Genomic DNA, 20,746 nt, shown 5'->3' with positions numbered 1-20,746 from the left:
GACAACGTTGACGCGGGCAGCGTCCATTCGTGGTCGGAAATGACGGAGGAACAGAGGGCGGCATGGGAGAACTGGAGAGATAACGCCTGGAAGGCGATAGCGGGTGGAGACTTGGACGTATCGGCGTTGCCACTGTCGCAGCGCCGGAGGGACTGGTGAGTAACAAGGGGCGCCCATTGCGGCGCCCTTCGTCGTTTTCGGCATACTCGACTGCCTGGACCCAAGGCCGTTCAAGCGGCCCGCTGCATGACGCGCTGAACCGCCTTCGCCGTCCAGGCTCCGTTGCCCGTCGCTGTAGCGATGCCACGGGCGTTCAGTTCCTTCGCTTTAGCGTTCAGCGAACCGGGGATGCTCTTGATGATCGGCAGCACCTTCGCGGCGAACGCGCCGGCCTTCTCGGCGTTGGTCGCGGCGCCCTTCGCTTGAGCTTCGGCGAGGTTCGTCCGGTTGCCGAGCTGCACGCGTTGGGCCTTCTTGGCGGCCAGCGCCACACGGGTACGCTCGGCAATCAGGCTGCGCTCCTTCTCTGCGAGGGCGGCATACAAGTGGAGCATGAACGGATCGGCATCGGCGCCCAACTCGGCGACGATGAACGGGACCCGCTGAGCCATGAGGCCGGAGATGAAATGCACGTCGCGGGACAGCCGGTCGAGCTTGCTGACGATGACCGGGCACTTGGCCTTGCGTGCGGCTGTCAGTGCGGCGGCGAGCTGAGGGCGGCGGTCGAGCGCGTCGGAACCCTTGCCGGTTTCGTGCTCCTCGAAGGCGGCGATGATCTCAATGCCCTCGGTCTGTGCGAACCGGGCGATGGCGTCCCGCTGCGCTTCGATGCCAAGGCCGGACTTCCCCTGCGCCTGGGTCGAAACTCGGAGGTATGCAATCGCCTTCGTCATGGCCCGTTCCCCGTGGTGCGCGTCGTCTGTGTCATGACTATACGTCCGTATAGAGGTGACACAAAGTGCCTTCCGGGGCGGGAGTCATGCACTCCAGGAATCGAAGGGATTCCTGGAGTGCATGGCCTTGGTCGGTATGCAGGGTGAGGCGAAGTGTGCAACCATTCGATACTACCAGACAGGGTTTAGCATGAGCGCCCCAACTACGATCTGCGACCTTCGCGCCATTATCGAACGCCGAGAGCAAGAACGAAAAAATGCCGTCCTCGCATTGGTTCGTGGTGTTCGCGATGGAGATATTCCTGCGATTGCTGAAGGTGTTCAAGCGGTAGATCAAACCTGCTCTTGGCGTGAAGCGATGTCAAAAATCGCCCGCCTAAGAAAAGTGCCTTGCGCTTCAAAAGAGTGGTTCATTGGGTGTTGGATCGTGAATGGAGATTCACTAAGGTCGGACATTGGGGATGATAGAATTCTAATGGACGCGCTCCGGGTGTTGCTGCCACCCTATACGGGCGCGGCGATGACTCTATTCAGAGGCGATTCGTTCGTAAATCGTTGCCGAAGAACGTACGGAATGTCGTGGTCTTCATCTCTGGACGTTGCGCAGTCCTTTGCGCAAGGGGTCTGGCAAAAATTTGATGGAGGCTCCGTTCTGTTGCGTGCTGAAGTCCCGAGTAAAGCGATAATTTTTTCCCCGGCTGTCCACGCTAATGACTACGAAGAAGACGAGTATTTAGTTGACCGACGATATCTCGGTAAGGTCGAAGTTGTTAAAAGATTTGAGCAAGCTTCTAGCGGGGATTGATTTAGAAAGAAAGGGGAGGGAGGCCTCCCCTTTCTTTTATGCGCTACGAGTCATAGCTTGAGGTGGTCGAGCTGTAGGCCGGGGTAGGCCAGACGATTGAGCGCGTCGGCGAGCTGGGGGAGGGGGTAGCCTTTGGAATAGCGGTGCGTCTCCGAACCGCTCCCCTCATGGCCGACCAGATCGCGGATGATCGGCTCTGCTACCTCGGCGCGCTGCAACCCGGTGATCGCGGCATGACGAAATCCGTGAACGTCCAAATCGAGGATGCCCACCGCATCAAAGTACCGGCTCAGCTTCTTCGTCGGATAGAAGCCAAAGCGCTTGTCCGGGCCTCCAGGTTGGAGTTCGGGGAACAGCCGCTCCACCTTGGCCCGCCGCTGCTGCTCGACGTAGCGCAGGAACCCGACGTCGACCAGTTCTTTGTGGACAGGGACGCGGCGCACGGCGGCTGCGGTCTTCAGCAGCTTTCCCCCGGCTGGCGTGATGTCGAAGAAGGCGATGCCCGAATCAGTCTGAACGTCCTCGACGCGCAACGCGGCGATCTCCTCCAGGCGCATCCCGGAGAACACGGCGATCAACGGTATCCAGAACAGCGCGTCGCTCAGCATGAGCGTCCCCGGTGCAGAGCGGCGAGACTCCGATTTGCAGCCGGTCCAGATCGGGGAGGAGAACAGCTTGTTCAGCTCTGGCGCTTCCCACGCCGCCCGCTGCTCCCGTGCGCGGCGGTCCTTTTTGTAGCGGAAGGAGCGCGTCACCGGGTTGTCGTCTATATGGCCCCGGTCCCTGCACCAGCCGAAGAAGCCTGATAGGGCAATGGTGTGCTTCTGCACCGTCCGGGCCGTCACCGGCTCGACGGACGGATTGGCGGCAGTATAGGCGACCAGTTCCTTGAGGGTCTTGCCGCGGAGAGCCGTGGATTGGCCGTAGGTCGAAGGGATCTGCTGCAACGCCTCCACCCACCGGCCAATGTCGGCGCGCGTGTAGGCGTTCACCGGCTGGTCGCCCAAGAAGCCTGAGAACAGCTCATAGAAGCGCCGGTACTGGTGTTCTGTGCTGCCTCGCCATTCCCCGGCCCGGTTCTTCTCGGCGGTGTAGGAGGTGACAGCGGTCGAGAACAGAGGCGCCTTCGGCGCGGATTTGGTCGGTGCTGGCGCTTCGGCAGGCGGCGGGTTAGGCACTTCAACCCGCACGATGACGGGTTCCGCCTTCTCGATGAACACCGGATCGGAAGGCGTAGCCGAGTAGTCGCCCTTCAGCCGCGCGAGATGGATTTCGGCGGCCTGGGCGCTGGCGCGCAGGATCATGCGGCACAGGTCGCGGTAGGCCGCTTCTTCACCTTCCCAATGCTCAATGCCGGCGTCTGCCAGCAGGCGATCAGCAATAGCGCTGGCCGCGGGCCATTGGTTGTCGGCCAGCATGACGCGCGTCGATTCGCGATCATCCTCGGCCAGTTGCCTTTCGTGTGCAGCACGGGCGCTGTCGCCGGGCGGTATGGCCTGAAGGCGTTCCTCATTCTCCGCTGTCGCGCTGGCGAACCATCGGCGGGCAAGCTCGGTCACTTCGGCGGGGGAGAGGTGGAGATTCCGGGAAACCATACTGAACAGCTCGTCGGATTGTGCGGCCAGCGCCCGCGCCTTCGCGCGGGCAGCTCGCGGGCCAAGATCGCCGAGCGAGATTGCCAGTTCAGACCGGCCAAAACGAGCGATAAGGCATTGGGGGATACGGCGCCGGAACACCATCCGGTCGCCCTTGCGCTTGAGATATGAAGACATAGCGCCTCGGGAGCGAATGCGGCCCTTCGTGTGGCCCCTTTTGTGGACCACACGGGTTTCGCCGACCGCGACGAACCGAAAACGCTAAGCTATTGAAATACTTAGGAGGATGTTGGCTGGGGCGCCAGGATTCGAACCTGGGAATGGCGGTACCAAAAACCGCTGCCTTACCGCTTGGCGACGCCCCAACCGAACGGCGCGATCAGCGCCGGAAGGGTCGGGACCATAAGCGGAAACCCGACCCGATTGCAACAGCTTCGTTGACCCTTATCGGCCCTCGCGACGCCATGCCATCAGCAGCGCGCCCAACGCCAGCGCCAGCACCGCGCCCACCGGCAGCAACGGCACCTCGGACACCCCCGTCACCGTGAAATCGCCGTTGGCGCGCAGGCCGACCCAGTCGTTGCCGGTTTGCGTCCGGTCGGGGCGGGTGCGGCGCACGTCGATGCCAGGGCGCACGCCGCCTTCCGTGTCGGAAATCCAATGCACCCCGCCGCCGGTCTCATCGGCGACGCTCGACAAGCGGTCGCCCGTGGAGCGCACGTCGGCCAGTTCCGGCGGGTTGACGGCGCCCACCACCGCCAAGGCCGTGCGCTCGCCGTCGGTGATGCGGTAGATGCCCGGCTCGCCGGCGACCACTGTGGCGCTGGCGCGGCCCGTGCGGTCCTCGGTCATCTCCAGCGTCCGGGTTTCGTCGGAGGGGGTGGTGAGGGTGATGCTGCGCGTGTCGGGCTCCAGAGAGCGGCGCTCCACCGTGATGCGGTTGCCGTCCACATGGGCGCGCAGGTCGTTCTCCTCCAGCTCCGGCTCCTTCATCAGCCAGTGGGCGAGGCGGCGCAGAAGCTCGGCCTGCGGGCCGCCGCCCTCGAAGCCGCGGCTCCACAGCCACATCTGGTCGGACGCCAGCTGCGCCACCCGGCCCTTGCCGACGCGGTCGAGGATCAGCAGCGGGCGGTCGTCGGCGCCGTTCATCACCACCGCGCCGTTGCCCGGCACCACTTCCACCTGATGGAACCAGCGGCCCCAGCTCGGCTCGCCGTCCGGGCGGTCGCCGGGCAGGCCGGCGGTCACCGGATGGCGGCGGCCGACCTCCGTCACGGTCGGCTTGAAGGGGCGGTCGATGGCCTGACCGGTCGGCTCCGCCGGCATCACCTGGCCCAGCGGCGTGCGGAACAGCGACAGCGGCGTGGCGTAGCCCTGGCCGGACGCCTCCAGCAGGGCCCCGCCCTTCTGCACGTACTCGGCGATGTTCTCCAGATACATCTGCGGCAGCACGCCGCGTCGGCGGTAGCGGTCGAAGATGATCAGGTCGAACTCGTCCAGCTTGATCTCGAACAGCTCGCGGATCGGGAAGGCGATCAGCGACAGCTCGCGGATCGGCGTGCCGTCCTGCTTCTCCGGCGGGCGCAGGATGGTGAAGTGGACGAGATCGACCGACGGGTCGGCCTTCAGCAGGTTGCGCCACGTCCGCTCGCCGGCGTGCGGCTCGCCGGACACAAGCAGGACGCGCAGGCGGTCGCGCACCCCGTTCACCACCACGGCGGTGCGGTTGTTGGCGAGCGTCAGCTCCTGCCGCGCCGCCTCGACCTCCATCTCCAGCACGTTCTGGCCGCCGTGGTTGACCGGCAGTTCCATGTGGAAGTCCTGGCCCACGGGCACGCGGATGGTGCGCGGCGGCCCGCCGTCCTGGCGCAGCGTCACCGCCGCGTCGGCCGATTGGCGGCGCGGCATGTCGTCCACGCGGATGGTCAGCTCCACCGGCTTGCCGACGAGGCCGTAGGCCGGCGCCTGGACAATGGCCAGACGGCGGTCGCCCTCGTCGCGGTTGCCGGTCAGCAGCGTGTGCACCGGGCCGATCTCGGCCAGCCGGGCGAGGTTCTCCGGAACGTCGTGGACCTGCCCGTCGGTGATCAGCACCGCTCCGGCCATGCGGCGGCGCGGCACGTCGGCCATGGCGCGGTTCAGCGCGTCGAACAGGTGCGTCTCGTTGATGGCGGTGGCGCCGGATTCGGCGTCGCCGGCGCGGACCACCCGCAGTTCCAGGTCGTCGAAGGCCTTCAGCCGCTCGGTCAGGCGCTCCAGCTCGGCCTCGGCGCGGGCGCGGCGGTCGCCGATGTTCTGGCTGGGCGAAGCGTCGAGCACCACCACCGCCACGTCCTTGATCGGCTCCCGCTTCTCCTGCACCAGCGACGGGTTGATCAGCGCGAGCGCCAGCACCGCCACCGCCAGGGCGCGCAGCCAGACGCCGCGCGCCCGGCGGAAGACGGCCAGCGCCAGGATCGCCAGAGCCACCACCAACAGCGGCACCAGGAAGACCCAGGGCAGCAGCGGCGCCAGAGCGATGGAGGTTCCGTCAAGCAGGGTCACTGGCCGAGCCTCTCAAGGATCGCGGGCACATGGACCTGATCGGCCTTGTAGTTGCCGGTCAGCGCGTACATGACGAGGTTGACGCCGAACCGGTAGGCCATCTCGCGCTGCCGCTCGCCGCCGGGGACGACGGCGTAGAGCGGCTGGCCGTTGCGGTTCGCCGCCCAGGCGGCGGCCCAGTCGTTGCCGCCGATCAGCACAGGGGACACGCCGTCGTTGGCGCGGCCCTCGCGCGCCTCGATCCACAAATTGCCGCCGTTGTAGCGGCCGGGGAAATCGTTCAGCAGGTAGAAGGACTTGGTCAGAACATGGTCGGGCGGGACCAAGGCCAGCGGCGGGATGTCCAGCCCCTGCACCATGCCCTGGAGCGCCTGATTGCCGCCGACGGCACCCGCCGACTGGTCGCGCGTGTCGAACAGGATGGTGCCGCCGTTGCGCATGTACTCGTTCAGCCGGGCGCGGGCGTGGTCGCTCAGCGCGCGCTGCCCGCCGGACACCGGCCAGTAGAGCAGCGGGTAGAAGGCCAGCTCGTCGCTTTCCGGATCGACGCCCACCGCCCCGGCGGCCTCGACCGCGGTGCGGCGGGTCAGCACATCCACGAGGCTTTCGAGCCCGGCGCGCGAGGTGTCGTCCACCGTGCCGTCCCCGGTGCGCACATAGGCGAGGTAGGTTTCCGCCGTCACCTTGGTCGACTGCGCGTCGTCGGCGCGGGCGGGGGACCAGGGCACCGCGGCCATGGGAAGCGCCGCGCCCAGCGTCAGCAGGACCGCGGCGGCGGCTCCGGCGCGGCGGCGCTTGCCGCCGAACCGCAAGCCGCCGAGCAGACCGCGCAGCATCAGGGCGATCAGCAGGTCGATCATGGCGAGCGTCAGCGCGATGCCGAGAAGCGCCGGCTTCAGCGCCACCTCGCCCCGCGTGCCGTAGGGGCCGCGGGCGACCCCGCCGGGCATGGCGCCCAGCGGCTCGATCCGCGTCAGCGTGGCGGTCAGGTTCAGGGCGCGGCGGGCCTCCTCGGTGCCGTAGAAGCCCGGCGGGTGGCGCGGGCCGATCACGTCGGCGCCGGCGTCCCCGGCGATGGGGAAGGCGGCGGCCGGCGGCGGCACCAGCCGGCCGAAGCCGTCCAGCACCTCCAGCGGCTCCAGCGTGCCGCCGTGGGCGCCCCCGGCGACGCCGCCGCTCAGCGTCACCAGACGGCGCAGCATATCGACGAACAGGCCGGACATCGGCAGGTTGGACCATTCCGGGCTGGCGGTGGTGTGGACGAGCACGATGTAGCCGTCTCCGCGCTTTTCCGAGGTGACCAGGGGCGTGCCGTCCTGGAGCCGCGCCCAGGTGCGGTCGGCGAGGTCCAGCGCCGGCTCGGCCAGCACTTGGCGCGACACGGCGACGTCGTCGGGGATGTGCAGGCCGGCGAAGGGACTGCGGCCGTCGAAGGGCTGGAGCTTCGCCGGCTCCGACCAGGACAGGGCGCCGCCCAGGGCCCGGTCGCCCAGCCGCAGCCGCACCGGGACCAGACGGTCGGGGTTCTGGGCCAGCCGCGGCCCGGCGAAGCGCAGCAGCACGCCGCCCTTGCGCACCCAGTCCTCGATGGTCTGGGCCTCCTGCCCGGTCAGGGCGCCGATGTCCGACAGCACCAGCACGGCCAAGTCGCGCTTGAGGAGCTCGTCCGGCTCGCCGCGGCGCACCTCGTTGTAGGGGGCCAGCGCCCGTTCCAGATAGTGCAGGTCGGACAGCAGCGGCTGGTTCTCGCCGTTGGCGCGGCCCGAGGCCAGCCCGACCGGCCGGCGCCGCCAGCGCTCGTCGAGCAGGACGGTGGCCCCGGCGGTGGTGTCGTTCTCCACGCGCAGGCTGGCGGCGTCGTTGCGCAGCTCCGCCGGCACCTCGAAGCGGACCTCGCGGGTGAGCTGCCCCGCCTCGAAGGCGACGGGCTGGCGGGTCAGCAGGCGGCCGTCGGCGCCGGACAGGCGCACGGTGACGCTTTCCGGGCGGGACGCGTCGGCGCGCACCACGCGGGCCGTCAGACCGGCGCCCTCCGAAGAGGGGGGAAGCAGCAGGTGGGGCGGCTTCTCCGCGGAATCGTCGAGGATCTCCAGGGAACCCATGCGCTGCAGCGTCTCGGCGAGGCCGCGGGCGGCGCGGTCGCCGACGCCGTCCGACAGCCAGACGGTGTGGGCGGAGCCGCGCGCGGCGAGCCCGCGCACCGCCTCCAGCGCGCCGGCGCGGTCGGTCGGCCAGGGGTGCGGCTCCAGCGCCTGGATCAGGCGGCGGGCTTCCGAGGCGGGCAGGGGCGGGCTGGCCTTCACCGCCTCGCCCCCGGCGGGCCGGGCGGTCGGCAACAGGACGACCGGGCGGTTCTGCCGCTCCGCCTGCGACACCAGCTCCTCCAGGGCGGCGCGGCGGCTCGTCCAGTCGCGGCCCGACGCCCAGCCGTTGTCGACCAGAAGCAGAAGCGGACCGCTGCCCGGAAGGGCGGCGCGCGGGTTCAGCAGCGGCCCGGCCAGCGCCAGGATCAGCAGCGCGGCGACGATCAGGCGCAGGATCAGCAGCCACAGCGGGGTGCGGGCGGGGGTTTCCTCCCGCGCCGTCAGGTCGCGCAGCAGCCGGATGGCGGGAAAGCGCACGACCCGCGGGGCCGGCGGCGTGACGCGCAGCAGCCACCACAGCACCGGAAGGACGGCCAGGGCGGCCAGCACCCACGGAACGGCAAAGGCGATCGGTCCGAAACCCAGCATCGGCGTCTACGCTGTTGGAGGATGATAGGTATGGCGATTCAGTGGGCCGGCCCCCTCCCTAACCCTCCCCCTCTTCGAGGTGGAGGGAACGGGTGCGGCGATGCCCACGATTCCCTCTCCCGCGCAGCGGGGGAGGGTTAGGGAGGGGGTTGAGGGCGTCCGCCCCACCTAAACCGCCTCGCGCGCCAGGGCGCCCCACAGACCGAGCAGGGCGGTCTGGGGCGGCCGGTCGGTGCGGTGAACGGCGTAGGTCCAGCCGGCGGTGCGGGCCAGGGCGTCGAGACCGTCCTGGTGGGCGCGCAGCCGCTCCAGGTAGGTCTCGCGCACCGCCTCGACCCGCGGCACCAGCAGCTCCTCCTCGCCTTCGAAGCCTTCGAACTCGACGCGGCCCTCGTAGGGCAGGGTCTCCTCCGCCGGGTCGAGGATCTGCAGCAGGTGGCCGCGCACGCCGCGTCCGGTGAGCGCCGACACGGTGGCGTGGATCTCCGGCAGCGGCGACAGCAGGTCGCCGACCAGGACCACCTGGGCGTGGCGTGGCAGGGGCTCGGGCTGCGGCAGCGCGTCGGGGGAATGGGCGTTGCGCGGGTCGGTCATCTGGCCGGCCATGCGGTTCAGGGCGAACTTGCCGTGGTCCGGGCGCTGGCCGGAGTTGAGCAGGCCGACCCGCTCGCCCCCGCGCACCAGAAGCACCGCGGTGGCGAGGGTCAGCAGGTCGGCGCGCTCCCGCTTCGTCGGCAGGCCGTTGACCGAGCGGTAGTCCATGGAGGGCGAGCGGTCGCGCCACAGCCAGACGGTCTGGGCGGCCTCCCACTCGTTCTCGCGCACATAGACGGGCTGGGTCTTGCCGGACTGCCGCCAGTCGATCATCTGCGGGGAGTCCCCCGGCTGGTAGCGGCGGAACTGCCAGAAGGTCTCGCCCAGCCCGACGCGGCGCCGTCCATGGACGCCCTGCGCCACCGTGGAGGCGACGCGCTCCGCCGCGACCAGAAGCGGCGGCAGGGTGGCGGCCAAGCCCTCCGCGCGCTGCTGCGCCCGCAGGGTGGTGGCGCCGAGGGTGGGACTGGCCATCGGCGGGTCCTTACGACAGCGGGGCGCAGAGGCGGTTGATGATGTCGTCCAGCGTGATCCCGTCCGCCCGCGCCGCGAAGTTCAGCGCCATGCGGTGGCGCAGCACGGGTTTGGCCAGGGCCACCACGTCGTCCAGCGACGGCGCCAGCCGCCCGTCCAGCACCGCGCGGGCGCGGGCGGCAAGCATCAGCGCCTGGCTGGCGCGCGGGCCGGGACCCCAGGCGACATGGCGCTGCACCTCGGGCAGGTCGGTCGCTTCCGGACGGCCCCGCCGCACGAGGTCGAGGATGCCGTCGACCACCCCCTCGCTGACCGGCACGCGGCGGACCAGACGCTGGGCTGCCTGGAGGTCGGCGGGGGAGAGCACCGTCACCGCCTGTTCGTCGGCCGCGCCGGTGGTGGCGATCATCATCCGCCGCTCGGCGTCGCGGTCGGGGTAATCGACGTCGATCTGCATCAGGAAGCGGTCGAGCTGGGCTTCCGGCAGCGGGTAGGTGCCTTCCTGCTCCAGCGGGTTCTGGGTGGCCAGAACGTGGAAGGGCTGGGGCAGGGCGTGGTACTGGCCGGCGACCGACACGCGCCGTTCCTGCATCGCCTGGAGCAGGGCGGACTGGGTGCGCGGGCTGGCGCGGTTGATCTCGTCGGCCATCAGGAGCTGGCTGAACACCGGCCCCGGAAGGAAGCGGAAGGAGCGGCGCCCCTGCTCGTTTTCCTCCAGCACCTCCGACCCCAGGATATCGGCGGGCATCAGATCGGGCGTGCACTGGATGCGCTTCTCGGCGAGGCCCAGCACGGTGCCCAGCGTCTCGACCAGCCGCGTCTTGGCGAGGCCGGGCACGCCGATCAGCAGCACGTGGCCGCCGGCCAGGAGCGTGATCAGCGTGAGGTCGATGACCTCCTGCTGGCCGAAGATGATCCGGCCGATGCGGTCGCGGACGTGGGTCAGCCGGCCGCCCAGCGCCTCGATCTCCGCCATGAGCTGGTGCGGGTTCTCGCCGGTGGGAAAGCCCTGGCTAGGATTAGCGGCGTCGATTGCGCTCACGTCTCTGCTCCCGTTAAGACCATGCACCCGATGGGCAACCATGACCGCCCAAACAATGACCGCCCAAACAATGACCACTGAAGGTCGAAACGGCCATCGTGGCAAATCCGCCAATCCGGACCTATGTGACGAGTATGGCGAAATTGCGTTGCGCGGCCAGTTCCCTCTGTGCCCCTCAGGCCCGAAAAAGACGAGAAGGCTAGCGATGAAGGTCGGCAATGACGGGGCGAATGACAAGCGCCCAAATGAAACGCGCCCGGGTAGGGCGACAGCTGGGGGAAACGTCGAAAGCCCGCACCCCTCGCTTCCCCTGACCGCAAGGGAGCAGCGGTTCGACATCCGCATCGCCCGCGACGGCACTTGGTTCCACGAGGGCGACCCGATCCGGCGGATCGAGCTGGTCAAGCTGTTCGCCACCGTCCTGCGGCGGGACGAGGCGGGCGACTTCTGGCTGGTCACGCCGGTCGAGCGCGGGCGGATCGTGGTCGAGGACACGCCGTTCGTCGCCGTGGAAATGGCCGCAAGCGGAAACGGAGACGAACAGACCCTGTCTTTCCGTACAAATTTAGACGAATGGGTCGAATGCGGGCCGGATCATCCGATCAGGGTCGTCCACAATCCTGAAAATGGCGAACCGACGCCCTATATCCTCATAAGAAACGGGCTCGAAGCGCGAATTCTCCGGTCGGTCTACTACGAAATGGTGGACCGGGCCGACACGCGCGGCCATGATGGTGAGGCTGAGGTGGGGGTATGGAGCAAGAAGGTCTTCTTCGTGCTGGGCAGGCTGCCTGGCGGGTGAGTCTCGACGACGTACGCAAGCGTTTCCCGGGAAGCGCCGCCGCCGGCCTGCGCCCGGCCAAGGTGCGCGGCGACCACGATCTGAATCCCGGTTTCGAACCCTCCCAGGGAAAGCTGCGGGAGGCCGCCGTCCTGGTGCCGCTGGTCGACCGTCCGGAGGAGCTGACGGTCATCTTCACCCAACGCACCGCCAACCTGACCGCCCACGCCGGGCAAATCAGCTTCCCCGGCGGGCGGATGGAGAGCGACGACCGCGATCCGGAGGACACCGCCCTGCGCGAGACCGAGGAGGAGATCGGGCTGGGGCGCGACCGCATCGAGGTGCTGGGGCGGCTCGACACCTACGTGACGCGCACCGGCTTCCGGGTGACTCCGGTGGTCGGGCTGGTGCGCCCGCCTTTCCAGGTGACCCCCGACCCGACCGAGGTGGCGGAGGTGTTCGAGGTGCCGCTGGCCGCCATCCTCGACCCGACCAACCCGCAGCGCCACAGCCGCGAATTCCAGGGTGCCCAGCGCTATTTCTACGCCTTCCCCTACCAGCAGCGCTTCATCTGGGGGGCGACGGCGGGGATGCTGGCGAATCTCTGCGATGTCCTGCGCGCCGAGGGGCTGGGGTGTGACGGCCGGGGGAGCGACCGCCTGGGCGACGTGCCCGCCGGCGGATCATCGTAAGGCGGGCGCGGTGCTGCGGATCTTCCTGACAGTCATCCTGCCCCTGGTCCTGCCCACGGTCGGCTACGCCCTGTACGTGCTCGTCGTCGAGCGGCGGCGCCGCGAGGCCGAGGAGGCGCACAGACCGGCGCCGTGGTGGGCGACGGCGCCCTGGCCCTGGCTGGTCTTCGCCGGGGTGGCGGCGATGGCGGTGACCCTGGGCTCGGTCGCGCTGACCAGCGGGGTCGCGCCGCACACGCCCTACACCCCGGCCCATCTCGAAAACGGGCGGGTGGTCGGTGGCGGGCCGTCTGGCAATTGAGCGTTCCGCGGGCTAGCCTGCCGCCATGACCGTCAACGCCCGCATCGCTCCCCAGCCCTGGATGACCGCGCCCGAGACGCGCGCCGTGTTCGACGCCCTGGCCGCCGGAGGGGCGGACGCGCGTTTCGTCGGCGGCTGCGTGCGCGACGCGTGGCTGGGCCGCAAGGTCAAGGACATCGACATCGCCACCCACGCCCCGCCGGAGCGGGTGATGGCGCTGTTGAAGGCGGCGGGCATCGGCGCCATCCCCACCGGAATCGAGCACGGCACGATCACCGCCGTGGCCGGGAAGGCCCATTATGAGATCACCACGCTGCGCCGCGACGTGGAGACCTTCGGGCGCCACGCCCGCGTCGAGTTCACCGACGACTGGCGGGAGGACGCGGCCCGGCGCGACCTGACCATGAACGCGCTGAGCTGCACGCTGGACGGCTGCGTCTACGACCCCTTCGGCGGGCTGGCCGACATGGCCGCCGGGCGGGTGCGCTTCGTCGGCGACCCGCGCCAGCGCATCGAGGAGGACGTGCTGCGCCTGCTGCGCTTCTTCCGCTTCCACGCCCATTACGGGCGCGGCGCTCCGGACGAGGCGGCTTTGGCCGCCTGCGCGGAGATGGCCCCCCGCCTGCCCACCCTGTCGGGGGAACGGGTGCGTGGCGAGCTGTCCCGCCTGCTGGCGGCGCCCGACCCGGCGTCGGCCTGGGATCTGATGATCCGGCTCGGCGTGATGGCCCATCTGCTGCCGGACGCGGTCCGCACCGCCCGGCTGGACGGGCTGGTCCGGCTGGAGCATGACCTGGACGAGCCGCCGGACGCGGTGCGCCGCTTCGCCGCCGTGCTGGACACCGATCGGGCGGGGGCGCTGGCCGTGGCCCAGACCCTGCGCCTGTCCAACGCCGACCGCGACCGCCTCGCCGCGCTGACCGAGCCGCCGATGGCCGTGGCTCCCTCCGACGGGCCGGTGAAGCGGCGGCAGGCGCTCTACCGGCTGGGCGACGCCGGGCTCTACCGCGACCTCGTGCTGCTGGCGGCGGTGGACGCCCCCGGCCCGGTGGCGCTCGACGTGGTGAGAACGGCGCTGGCGACCGCCGAGGAATTGTCGTCCCTGGTCCTTCCCATCGCCGGGCGCGACCTTCTGGCCATGGGGATGCCGCGCGGCCCGGCGGTGGGCGCGCTGCTGAAGCAGGTCGAGGCGTGGTGGATCGCCGAGGACTTCCGGCCGGGGCGGGACTCGTGTCTGGCGGAGGCGAGGCGGCGTCTGGGGTGAAGCGCCGCCGTTAAGGCCACTTCACCTCGGGCGGCATGCTCATCAATATGGCCTCGGTGTTGCCGCCGGTCTTCAGACCGAAGGTCGTCCCGCGGTCGTAGAGCAGGTTGAACTCGACGTAGCGGCCGCGGCGGACCAGCTGGTGCTCGCGCTGCTCCGGGGTCCAGGGCCGGTTCATGTGGCGGCGGACCAGGGTGGGAAAGACCTCCAGGAAGGCCAGCCCCACGTCGCGGGTGAAGGCGAAGTCGGCCTCCCAGTTCCCGGAATCCAGGTTGTCGTAGAAGATGCCGCCGACGCCGCGCGCCTCGCCCCGGTGCGGCAGGAAGAAGTAGCGGTCGCACCATTCCTTGTAGCGCGCGTAGCAGGTCGGGTCATGGCGGTCGCAGGCGTCGCGGAAGGCGGCGTGGAAGTCGGCGGTGTCCTGCTCGTCGGGCACCATCGGGGTCAGGTCGGCGCCGCCGCCGAACCAGCCGAGGCTGGTCACGATGTGGCGCGTGTTCATGTGGGTGGCCGGAACCAGCGGCGAGCGCATGTGCGCGACGAGGCTGATGCCAGACGCCCAGAACCGCCCGTCCTCCGCGGCGCCGGGAATGTTGGCGCGGAACTCCGGGCTGAAGGTGCCGTGCACCGTGGAGACGTTGACCCCCACCTTCTCGAACACGCGGCCGCGCATCACCGACATGACGCCGCCGCCGCCCTCGCCGCCGCCATGGTCGGGGCGTTGCCAGCTCTTGCGCTCGAAGCGGCCCGGCGGCAGGTCGGCATGGGTGCCGGTCAGCTCGTCCTCGATCCGCTCGAACTCGGCGCAGATGCGGTCGCGCAGCTCTGCGAACCAGGCGCTGGCCCGGGCCTGACGGGCGGCTCTGATGTCCATGGCGTCGGTGGGGGAGGTGGTCATGGGCGGGCGTCCGGCGTCGGTCAGGGCAAGGGGCGGGGCGGGGGGCTCGGCAATGCGGCCGTCTGCCGCAGGGCTTCACCCAACACCATCGCGGCACTCAGCGCAACATTCAGCGACCGGGCGGGCGGCTTCATGGGGATGACCAGACGGGCGTCGGCGGCCTCGTGCACGTCGTCGGGCACCCCGGCGCTCTCGCGCCCGACCATGATCCGGTCGTCCGGCGCGAAGGCGAAGCCGGTGTAGGGAACCGCGCCGCGGGTGGTCAGCAGCACCAGCCGCCCGGCCTGCGGCAGCGCCCGGTAGGCCGCCCAGGAGCTGTGCCGGACCAGGGAAAGCTGGTCGATGTAGTCCATCCCGGCCCGCCGCAGCTTGCGGTCGTCCAGAACGAAGCCGCAGGGCTCGATCAGGTCGAGGGGCACCCCGAGTCCCGCCGCCAGACGCATCAGAGTCCCGGCGTTCTGGGGAATGTCCGGTTCGAAGAGAACGAGGCGCATGAAATTCCCTTTTGGTTCAGCGAAGTCTAATGGTGCACCGCAAAGCGCGACAAGTTGTCCCGATGACAAAACCTTTTCAAGGCGTTGCCGCGACTGTATACCGCACCCCGGATAGCCGGGACATACAACCCCGGTCGACGCGGCGCGCACCCACCCACCCAGTGAGCGGACATGCCCGTCAAGTCGTGATAAACACTGGTCCACGTGTCATAGGGCGCTTCGGCGCGCCGCGTATGCCTTGAGGAGATTAACGCTTATGGCTCAGACCACGCATCCGCCCGGGACGGGTGGCCACGCGGCCTCCGGCGGCGAGGGGGCTTCCCGCCGTGATTTTCTCTACCTCGCCACCGGTGCCGTGGGTGCCATTGGTGTCGCCTCGGCCGTCTGGCCGTTCATCGACAGCATGAACCCGGCCGCCGACACCCTCGCGCTGGCTTCGATCGACGTGGATCTGGCCCCGGTCCAGGAAGGCCAGGCGATCACCGTCACCTGGCGCGGCAAGCCGGTCTTCGTCCGCCACCGCACGGCGAAGGAGATCGAGGAGGCCCGCACCGTCAACCTCGGCGACCTGCGCGACCCGGCCGCCGACGACACCCGCGTCAAGAAGCCGGAATGGCTGATCGTCGTCGGCATCTGCACGCACTTGGGCTGCGTGCCGCTGGGCCAGAAGCCGACCGATCCGCGCGGCGACTACGACGGCTGGTTCTGCCCGTGCCACGGCTCGCACTACGACACCGCAGGGCGCATCCGCAAGGGTCCCGCCCCGGCCAACCTCGTCGTTCCGCAGTACGCTTTCACGAGCGACACCGCGGTCCGGCTCGGCTAAGCGGCCCTTAAGGTTCTGGAGACCCCAAGATGGCTCAGGCTCACGCCCCCCAGTTCAAAAATCCCGTCGTGAAGTGGATCGACAGCCGCCTGCCGATCTTCACGATGCTGGACCATGAGTACAACCAGTATCCGATGCCCCGGAACGTCAACTATCTGTGGGCGTTCGGTGCCATCGCCGGCATCATGCTGGTCATCATGATCGCCACCGGCCTCGTGCTGGCGATGCAGTATGCGGCCAACACGCACATCGCCTTCGAGTCGGTGGAGCGCATCATGCGCGACGTCAACTACGGCTGGCTGCTGCGCTACGTCCACGCCAACGGCGCGTCGATGTTCTTCATCGCCGTCTACATCCACATGTTCCGCGGTCTCTACTACGGCTCCTACAAGGCGCCGCGCGAGATCCTGTGGATCCTCGGCGTGCTGATCCTGCTGGCCATGATGGCTACCGCCTTCATGGGCTACGTGCTGCCGTGGGGCCAGATGAGCTTCTGGGGCGCCACCGTCATCACGAACCTGTTCTCGGCCTTCCCGCTGGTCGGCGACCCGATCGTGACCTGGCTGTGGGGCGGCTTCTCGGTCGACAACCCGACGCTGAACCGCTTCTTCGCGCTGCACTTCCTGCTGCCGTTCGTGCTGCTGGGCCTGGTGATCCTCCACACCGCCGCCCTGCACGTCTCCGGCTCGAACAACCCGCTGGGCATCGACGCCAAGGGCCCGCAGGACACCGTGCCGTTCAACCCGTACGTCACGATCAAGGACGGCTTCGCGGTCGTCGTGTTCCTGATCTTCTACGCGGCCTTCGTCTTCTTCGCCCCGAACTACCTCGGCCACCCGGACAACTACATCCCGGCCAACCCGCTGGTCACCCCGGCGCACATCGTTCCGGAATGGTACTTCCTGCCGTTCTACGCGATCCTGCGCGCGATCCCGGACAAGCTGGGCGGCGTGCTCGCCATGTTCGGCGCCATCGCGGTGCTGGCGGCCCTGCCGTGGCTCGACACTTCCAAGGTGCGCAGCTGCAAGTTCCGCCCGATCTACCGCCAGTTCTTCTGGATCCTGGCCATCGACGCCCTGGTCCTGGGCTACGCCGGCGCGATGCCCGCAGAAGGCGTGTGGCTGCTGGTCGCCCGCATCGGCACGGCCTACTACTTCTTCCACTTCCTGATCCTGCTGCCGCTGCTGGGCAAGCTGGAGCGTCCGCTGCCGCTTCCCGCCAGCATCTGCGAACCGGTTCTGAAGGGCGGTGGCCACGTTGCCGCCGGCGCCCACGCCAAGCCCATGGAGAAGGCATAATGCGCTCTCTGAAGTCTGCCATCCTCTCCGCGGCCGTCGCCCTGGGTCTGGCCGGCGCCGCGCAGGCGTCGGAAGCGGTGCACATTCCCAAGCAGGAGTGGTCGCACAGCGGCGTGTTCGGCACCATCGACAAGGCCTCGGCGCAGCGCGGCTTCCAGATCTACAAGGAAGTCTGCTCGACCTGCCACTCGGCCAAGCTGGTCCCGATCCGCACGCTCGCCGGCATCGGCTTCAACGAGGACGAGCTGAAGGCGATCGCCGCCGGCTATGAGGTCCAGGCCGGTCCGAACGACGCGGGCGAGATGTTCATGCGTCCGGGCATCCCGGCCGACCGCTTCCCGGCGCCGTTCCCCAACGACAACGCCGCCCGCGCCGCCAACAACGGCGCCCTGCCGCCGGACCTGTCGCTGATCGCGAAGGCCCGCGTCGGTGGCGAGGACTACCTCTACGCCTTCCTGACCGGCTTCGAGGAGAACCCGCCGGAAGGCGTGACGCTGATGCCGGGCATGAACTACAACAAGTACTTCCCGGGCCATCAGGTGGGCATGCCCAACATCCTGATGCCGGACGGCGTGACCTACGCCGACGGCACCCCGGCGACGGTGCAGCAGCAGGCCCACGACGTCAGCACCTTCCTGACCTTCATCGCCGAGCCGCACATGGATGCGCGCAAGCAGATGGGCGTGAAGGTGATCCTGTTCCTGATCGTGCTGGCCGGCCTGATGTACGCCACCAAGCGCAAGCTGTGGAGCACCCTGCACTGAGCCGTGTCACGGCCCGGTGTGGATGATCGAGGACTGGACAGGGCGCCTTCGGGCGCCCTGTTCTTTTGTGGCCGAGGTTCCTTTACCGACGACCCCATTCCCAGGCGAAGGTGGTGCAGATGACCGACAGGCTGATCGACGAGATCGTGGATTTCTGGTTCGACGAGGCGACGAAGCCCTACTGGTTCCGCCGGTCCGACAGTTTCGACCGGGCGGTGCGCGACACGCTGCTTCCCCATCACGAGGCGGCGGCGGCAGGCCGCTACGATCACTGGCTGGAGGATGTGGACGGCTGCCTGGCGCTCTGCGTCCTGCTGGACCAGGTGCCGCGCAACGTCTTCCGCGGTTCGCCGCGGGCCTTCGCGACCGACGGCAAGGCGCTGGCGGTGGCCCGCCATGTGGTGGAGCAGGGCTATGACCTGGAATGCAGCGAGGACGAGCGGATCTTCCTCTATCTGCCCTTCGAGCATCAGGAGGATATGGACTGCCAGGAGTTGTCCTGCACCCTGTTCCGGGAGCGGGTCGGCGATCCGGAGGTCGTGGATTACGCCGAACGCCACCGCGCGGTCATCGCGCGCTTCGGCCGCTTTCCACACCGCAACGCCGCCCTCGGCCGCGTGACGACGCCCGAGGAGGCGGAGTTTCTCAAGGAGCCAGGCTCGTCCTTCTAACAGCCCCGCCATCCGAAACCCGCGGCTCCAGCCAGCGCTTCAGTGCGGCCAGCAGCTCGGGACGGCGGACCGGCTTGGGCACGTAGTCGTTCATGCCGGCGGACACGCAGCGTTCGCGGTCCTCGGCGAAGCCGTGGGCGGTGACCGCGATGATCGGCACTCCGGCGCGGGGGCCGGTCATCGCCCGGATCGCCCGGGTCGCGGCGATGCCATCCACCTCGGGCATGGCGACGTCCATCAGCACGGCGTCGTAGGGCGTTTCCACCGCGGCGACGGTGGCGACGGCCTCCGCCCCGCCGTCCGCCGTGTCCACGGTGAAGCCGGCCTTGCGCATCAGCGCCGCGGTCAGCAACCGGTTGGTCGGGCTGTCGTCCACCACCAGAAGGCGGCCGCCGTGCGCCATGGCCCAGGCGATCAACCGGTCCTCCGCGGGCGACAGCCGCAAGGACGGGGAGCCCGTCACGGCGCGCGGCGCCGGTTCGGGGTCGGGGGACTCGTCCGGCTGCCGATGCAGAATGGTGTGGTTCACGACGAGCCTTTGGCATTTTGCAATTCAATTTGCGCCGGACCGCCGCAGACTCTCGGTTTCCCGAGGGGATAAGATGGCCGGCAGGCCCACACCAAGCAAGCGACGGGCCAGTTGGTTACGAGATCGAACTTTTCCCGCGACCCGCGAACGGGCGGGCGCGGGAACGCCAGGGTGGAGAAGGACTGATGGGATTGGTTGATCGGCTCTGGGTGGCCTTCGCGGCCCTCAACGGTGCGGTTGCGGTGGGGGCCGGCGCCTACGCCAGCCACGGGCTGGCCGGCGACTCGCGCGGGCAGGAGCTGTTCCGCCTGGCCGGGCAGTACCAGATGTGGCACGCGCTGGCCCTGGTCGGCCTGGTCGCGCTGCTGCGCACCGCCGACGGTCCGGCGCGTTTGGCGCTGCGCCTGTCGGGCTGGTTGTTCGTGGCCGGAATTGTGCTCTTCAGCGGAACGCTCTACGCGACCGCCACCAGCGGCCCGCTGCCCTTCGCCATGACCGCCCCGACCGGCGGCAGCGCCTTCATCCTGGGCTGGCTGGTGCTGGCCCTGGCCGTCCTGCTGTTCGGGCGGCGCTTCCTCGGGCAAGCTTGAAAAGAAGGACCTGAAGCGGAGAGGGCGGCGCTCAGGCCGGGGCGCTGCTCGTTTCCTCGGCGGAGGTGGGCGACCCCTCGTCCTTCTTGCGGGTGACGGGCGTGCAGAACAGCTCATGGAGAGTCGCCATGATGGTCTGAGCCTCGTGTCCGTTTAGCGAGTAATAGATGTTCTGCGCGGCGCGCCGCGTCCGCACCAGCTTGTCGCGGCGCAGGCGGGCCAGATGCTGGGACAGGGCCGACTGGCTGAGGTCGACCAGCTCCTCCAACTCGCCGACCGACTTCTCGCCCTCGGTCAGGTGGCACAGGATGAGCAGGCGGCGCTCGTTGCTCATGGCTTTGAGCAGCGTGCTGGCCCGCCGTGCGTTGCTCTGCAGATCGGCAATGTTCATGAAACGACCGTTTCTGTCGGCGCCAAGCAACAGCGAACCGTTGCGCCCAACCCTTGCGCCGCAGCACCGCCGTTTATCGTTCGTGTTCAATCATATGGAAGAGTGTACCGCGCTGTCTACCCGTGGATGTCCCGTAGTCGAAAGAATGTTCCCCGTTCCGGGAAAGCACCGTTCAACGGGTTGAAGGCGCGCGCACCGCCGTTCTAGACTCGCCGCCTCGAACCGTTGCGGCGGTGACCGAAGGAGTGCAAGGAACGATGGCCGACCAGACGCTCGACGCCAAGGGGCTGCAATGCCCGTTGCCGGTGCTGCGCGCGCGCAAGGCGCTGAAGACGGTGCCGCCGGGATCGACGCTGACCGTCGAGGCGACCGACCCCAGCGCACCCAAGGATTTCGCCGCCTTCTGCGAAGCCACCGGCAACCGGCTGGCCTCCAGCGTGGAGGAGGGGGGCGTCTACCGCTTCGTAATCGAGCGCTGCGCCTGACGCCGCGCAAACCGGGCGCGCCTGCACGCCCGCCGCGCAAAAGGGGTGGGGGCGGCGGTTGGGGGATGTGACGATAAGCCCCG

21 protein-coding genes and 1 tRNA gene are annotated in these 20,746 nt (G+C 68.9%); 11 read left to right on the top strand and 11 right to left on the bottom strand.

The annotated features are described in order from the left end of the window. Positions 1–230: 230 nt before the first annotated feature. On the bottom strand, positions 231–893 hold the full coding sequence (locus ABVN73_RS18685) for a recombinase family protein (protein ID WP_353859760.1): 663 nt from the start codon (positions 891–893) through the stop codon (positions 231–233). Positions 894–1,083: 190 nt separating this feature from the next. Between ABVN73_RS18685 and ABVN73_RS18680 the strand changes: the two genes are divergently transcribed. Then, the gene (locus ABVN73_RS18680; protein ID WP_353859759.1) at positions 1,084–1,698 is read left to right on the top strand and encodes a hypothetical protein; all 615 of its coding nucleotides are present in this window, start codon (positions 1,084–1,086) and stop codon (positions 1,696–1,698) included. A 50-nt stretch (positions 1,699–1,748) separates the two neighbouring features. Here ABVN73_RS18680 and ABVN73_RS18675 read toward each other — a convergent pair whose 3' ends face one another. The 6 genes from ABVN73_RS18675 to ABVN73_RS18650 form a co-directional block, all read right to left on the bottom strand. Then, entirely contained in the window at positions 1,749–3,470 is a 1,722-nt protein-coding gene (locus ABVN73_RS18675; protein ID WP_353859758.1) for a site-specific integrase, read from the bottom strand. A gap of 113 nt (positions 3,471–3,583) precedes the next feature. After that, positions 3,584–3,658: transfer RNA gene (locus tag ABVN73_RS18670), tRNA-Gln, on the bottom strand. A 79-nt stretch (positions 3,659–3,737) separates the two neighbouring features. Then, a complete protein-coding gene (locus ABVN73_RS18665) occupies positions 3,738–5,837 on the bottom strand; it encodes a hypothetical protein (protein ID WP_353859757.1) in 2,100 nt (699 codons plus the stop codon). Further along, on the bottom strand, positions 5,834–8,569 hold the full coding sequence (locus ABVN73_RS18660; RefSeq protein ID WP_353859756.1) for a DUF4159 domain-containing protein: 2,736 nt from the start codon (positions 8,567–8,569) through the stop codon (positions 5,834–5,836). Before ABVN73_RS18660 ends, ABVN73_RS18665 begins: the two co-directional genes overlap by 4 nt. A gap of 168 nt (positions 8,570–8,737) precedes the next feature. Next, on the bottom strand, positions 8,738–9,637 hold the full coding sequence (locus ABVN73_RS18655) for a DUF58 domain-containing protein (protein ID WP_094305375.1): 900 nt from the start codon (positions 9,635–9,637) through the stop codon (positions 8,738–8,740). Between the two features lie 10 nt (positions 9,638–9,647). Then, positions 9,648–10,613: a MoxR family ATPase gene (locus ABVN73_RS18650; RefSeq protein ID WP_353860824.1), complete on the bottom strand. Its 966-nt coding sequence runs from the start codon at positions 10,611–10,613 to the stop codon at positions 9,648–9,650. Between the two features lie 106 nt (positions 10,614–10,719). On the opposite strand from ABVN73_RS18650, the gene ABVN73_RS18645 reads away from it, so the two are divergent. From ABVN73_RS18645 to ABVN73_RS18630, 4 genes are read left to right on the top strand one after another with little or no spacing between them, the layout of a single operon-like run. Further along, positions 10,720–11,481 carry a DUF1285 domain-containing protein gene (locus tag ABVN73_RS18645; protein ID WP_353859755.1) on the top strand — a complete coding sequence of 254 codons (762 nt, stop codon included), beginning with the start codon at positions 10,720–10,722 and terminating at the stop codon, positions 11,479–11,481. Next, entirely contained in the window at positions 11,433–12,152 is a 720-nt protein-coding gene (locus ABVN73_RS18640) for a CoA pyrophosphatase (RefSeq protein WP_353859754.1), read from the top strand. Before ABVN73_RS18645 ends, ABVN73_RS18640 begins: the two co-directional genes overlap by 49 nt. 10 nt (positions 12,153–12,162) lie before the next feature. Then, the gene (locus ABVN73_RS18635; RefSeq protein WP_353859753.1) at positions 12,163–12,453 is read left to right on the top strand and encodes a DUF6111 family protein; all 291 of its coding nucleotides are present in this window, start codon (positions 12,163–12,165) and stop codon (positions 12,451–12,453) included. A 25-nt stretch (positions 12,454–12,478) separates the two neighbouring features. Next, a complete protein-coding gene (locus ABVN73_RS18630) occupies positions 12,479–13,717 on the top strand; it encodes a CCA tRNA nucleotidyltransferase (protein ID WP_353859752.1) in 1,239 nt (412 codons plus the stop codon). A gap of 10 nt (positions 13,718–13,727) precedes the next feature. Here ABVN73_RS18630 and hemF read toward each other — a convergent pair whose 3' ends face one another. Together hemF and ABVN73_RS18620 are read right to left on the bottom strand one after the other, a co-directional pair. Then, positions 13,728–14,615 (bottom strand): oxygen-dependent coproporphyrinogen oxidase, encoded by an 888-nt coding sequence (gene hemF / locus ABVN73_RS18625; RefSeq protein WP_353859751.1) that lies wholly within the window; start codon positions 14,613–14,615, stop codon positions 13,728–13,730. A gap of 20 nt (positions 14,616–14,635) precedes the next feature. Beyond that, a complete protein-coding gene (locus tag ABVN73_RS18620) occupies positions 14,636–15,109 on the bottom strand; it encodes a tRNA (cytidine(34)-2'-O)-methyltransferase (RefSeq protein ID WP_353859750.1) in 474 nt (157 codons plus the stop codon). Positions 15,110–15,365: 256 nt separating this feature from the next. Between ABVN73_RS18620 and petA the strand changes: the two genes are divergently transcribed. The 4 genes from petA to ABVN73_RS18600 all read left to right on the top strand — a co-directional run bounded on the left by petA (position 15,366) and on the right by ABVN73_RS18600 (position 18,668). Then, a complete protein-coding gene (petA, locus tag ABVN73_RS18615) occupies positions 15,366–15,935 on the top strand; it encodes a ubiquinol-cytochrome c reductase iron-sulfur subunit (protein WP_114860465.1) in 570 nt (189 codons plus the stop codon). 29 nt (positions 15,936–15,964) lie between these two features. After that, positions 15,965–17,233, top strand: coding sequence for a cytochrome b/b6 (locus ABVN73_RS18610; RefSeq protein WP_353859749.1), 1,269 nt, complete (start codon positions 15,965–15,967; stop codon positions 17,231–17,233). After that, positions 17,233–17,997 (top strand): cytochrome c1, encoded by a 765-nt coding sequence (locus ABVN73_RS18605; protein WP_353859748.1) that lies wholly within the window; start codon positions 17,233–17,235, stop codon positions 17,995–17,997. The genes ABVN73_RS18610 and ABVN73_RS18605 overlap by 1 nt, the downstream gene beginning before the upstream one ends. Before the next feature lie 119 nt (positions 17,998–18,116). Then, positions 18,117–18,668, top strand: a complete 552-nt coding sequence (locus ABVN73_RS18600) for a DUF924 family protein (protein WP_353859747.1) — start codon at positions 18,117–18,119, stop codon at positions 18,666–18,668. On the opposite strand, the gene ABVN73_RS18595 is transcribed toward ABVN73_RS18600, so the two are convergent. After that, on the bottom strand, positions 18,643–19,197 hold the full coding sequence (locus ABVN73_RS18595) for a response regulator (protein ID WP_353859746.1): 555 nt from the start codon (positions 19,195–19,197) through the stop codon (positions 18,643–18,645). The genes ABVN73_RS18600 and ABVN73_RS18595 overlap by 26 nt on opposite strands. 185 nt (positions 19,198–19,382) lie before the next feature. Here ABVN73_RS18595 and ABVN73_RS18590 point away from each other — a divergent pair, with 185 nt between their 5' ends. Continuing rightward, the gene (locus ABVN73_RS18590; protein ID WP_353859745.1) at positions 19,383–19,787 is read left to right on the top strand and encodes a DUF423 domain-containing protein; all 405 of its coding nucleotides are present in this window, start codon (positions 19,383–19,385) and stop codon (positions 19,785–19,787) included. Positions 19,788–19,818: 31 nt separating this feature from the next. Here ABVN73_RS18590 and ABVN73_RS18585 read toward each other — a convergent pair whose 3' ends face one another. Then, the gene (locus tag ABVN73_RS18585) at positions 19,819–20,178 is read right to left on the bottom strand and encodes a metalloregulator ArsR/SmtB family transcription factor (protein WP_353859744.1); all 360 of its coding nucleotides are present in this window, start codon (positions 20,176–20,178) and stop codon (positions 19,819–19,821) included. Positions 20,179–20,435: 257 nt separating this feature from the next. On the opposite strand from ABVN73_RS18585, the gene ABVN73_RS18580 reads away from it, so the two are divergent. Next, a complete protein-coding gene (locus ABVN73_RS18580) occupies positions 20,436–20,663 on the top strand; it encodes a sulfurtransferase TusA family protein (protein ID WP_137105360.1) in 228 nt (75 codons plus the stop codon). Positions 20,664–20,746: the final 83 nt, after the last annotated feature.

Origin of the sequence: Azospirillum formosense, from assembly GCF_040500525.1 — a bacterium.
Classification (GTDB): domain Bacteria; phylum Pseudomonadota; class Alphaproteobacteria; order Azospirillales; family Azospirillaceae; genus Azospirillum; species Azospirillum formosense_A.
The sequence above is the reverse complement of the archived record's forward strand: the minus strand, read 5'-3'. Positions and strand labels throughout refer to the sequence as shown.

Bases quoted from the DNA above. Each gene is read 5' to 3' on its own strand.
- ABVN73_RS18645 (WP_353859755.1), top strand. From the start codon at position 10,720: ATGACCGCCCAAACAATGACCGCCCAAACAATGACCACTGAAGGTCGA.
- ABVN73_RS18585 (WP_353859744.1), bottom strand. From the start codon at position 20,178: ATGAACATTGCCGATCTGCAGAGCAACGCACGGCGGGCCAGCACGCTG.
- ABVN73_RS18675 (WP_353859758.1), bottom strand. From the start codon at position 3,470: ATGTCTTCATATCTCAAGCGCAAGGGCGACCGGATGGTGTTCCGGCGC.
- ABVN73_RS18600 (WP_353859747.1), top strand. From the start codon at position 18,117: ATGACCGACAGGCTGATCGACGAGATCGTGGATTTCTGGTTCGACGAG.
- ABVN73_RS18620 (WP_353859750.1), bottom strand. From the start codon at position 15,109: ATGCGCCTCGTTCTCTTCGAACCGGACATTCCCCAGAACGCCGGGACT.
- ABVN73_RS18650 (WP_353860824.1), bottom strand. From the start codon at position 10,613: ATGGCGGAGATCGAGGCGCTGGGCGGCCGGCTGACCCACGTCCGCGAC.
- ABVN73_RS18685 (WP_353859760.1), bottom strand. From the start codon at position 893: ATGACGAAGGCGATTGCATACCTCCGAGTTTCGACCCAGGCGCAGGGG.
- ABVN73_RS18655 (WP_094305375.1), bottom strand. From the start codon at position 9,637: ATGGCCAGTCCCACCCTCGGCGCCACCACCCTGCGGGCGCAGCAGCGC.
- hemF (WP_353859751.1), bottom strand. From the start codon at position 14,615: ATGACCACCTCCCCCACCGACGCCATGGACATCAGAGCCGCCCGTCAG.
- ABVN73_RS18660 (WP_353859756.1), bottom strand. From the start codon at position 8,569: ATGCTGGGTTTCGGACCGATCGCCTTTGCCGTTCCGTGGGTGCTGGCC.
- ABVN73_RS18605 (WP_353859748.1), top strand. From the start codon at position 17,233: ATGCGCTCTCTGAAGTCTGCCATCCTCTCCGCGGCCGTCGCCCTGGGT.
- ABVN73_RS18580 (WP_137105360.1), top strand. From the start codon at position 20,436: ATGGCCGACCAGACGCTCGACGCCAAGGGGCTGCAATGCCCGTTGCCG.
- ABVN73_RS18640 (WP_353859754.1), top strand. From the start codon at position 11,433: ATGGAGCAAGAAGGTCTTCTTCGTGCTGGGCAGGCTGCCTGGCGGGTG.
- ABVN73_RS18680 (WP_353859759.1), top strand. From the start codon at position 1,084: ATGAGCGCCCCAACTACGATCTGCGACCTTCGCGCCATTATCGAACGC.
- ABVN73_RS18590 (WP_353859745.1), top strand. From the start codon at position 19,383: ATGGGATTGGTTGATCGGCTCTGGGTGGCCTTCGCGGCCCTCAACGGT.
- ABVN73_RS18610 (WP_353859749.1), top strand. From the start codon at position 15,965: ATGGCTCAGGCTCACGCCCCCCAGTTCAAAAATCCCGTCGTGAAGTGG.
- ABVN73_RS18630 (WP_353859752.1), top strand. From the start codon at position 12,479: ATGACCGTCAACGCCCGCATCGCTCCCCAGCCCTGGATGACCGCGCCC.
- petA (WP_114860465.1), top strand. From the start codon at position 15,366: ATGGCTCAGACCACGCATCCGCCCGGGACGGGTGGCCACGCGGCCTCC.